Source organism: Bacillus sp. LR--39, assembly GCF_053613335.1.
The window spans coordinates 1-595 of the sequence record NZ_JBSIOT010001235.1 but is presented as its reverse complement, the minus strand read 5'-3'; the positions used below and the strand labels follow the sequence as shown (position 1 = coordinate 595).

The 595-nt window shown below is 55.6% G+C and carries 1 pseudogene; it reads left to right on the top strand.

Annotated features, from left to right (window positions below):
• Positions 1 to 122 precede the first annotated feature (122 nt).
• Positions 123 to 595 (top strand): annotated as a pseudogene (locus ACWHAR_RS29640) (aminotransferase-like domain-containing protein); the annotation flags it as partial.

Sequence of the window (595 nt, the reverse complement as noted above, 5' to 3'; positions counted from 1 at the left end):
CGGGGGCCACCCTGAGCGGGCTGTTGAGATGATCCTGCGGTCACAAAGGAACAACAGGAAGGAGGGCGTAAGGAAGCGTTCCCCGCCCGGTGCCGCCTTTCTCCATGCGTTTTCAATTTTGCGGGCTTCCCATGGATGCCGGAGGATTAGACCCGTCCGTCATTCCGGCGGTAAAAAAACGGCATGGCGCCGATTTGTTGTACACGATTCCGTCATTTCACAATCCGACGGGCAAACTGATGTCCGAAGACCGGAAGCGCGAGCTGATTCAAATCAGCAAGCAGCTGTCGCTCCCGGTTATTGAAGATGACGCATATGGCGATTTGCAGCTTGACGGCCCGCCGTCGTCGCCGCTGAAGGCCATGGACAGAGAAGGCAGCATTCTTTATGTCGGCACATTATCGAAAACCGTCAGTCCCGGCCTCCGCATCGGCTGGGTCGCAGGTCCGGAGCCCGTCATCGAGAGGCTGGCCGATATTAAAATGCAGACTGACTACGGATCAAGTTCATTGTCGCAATGGGCGGCTGCAAAGTGGCTTTCAAGCGGGCTCTATGATGAAAATCTCAGCCGGATTAAAGTCGAACTGAGACAAAG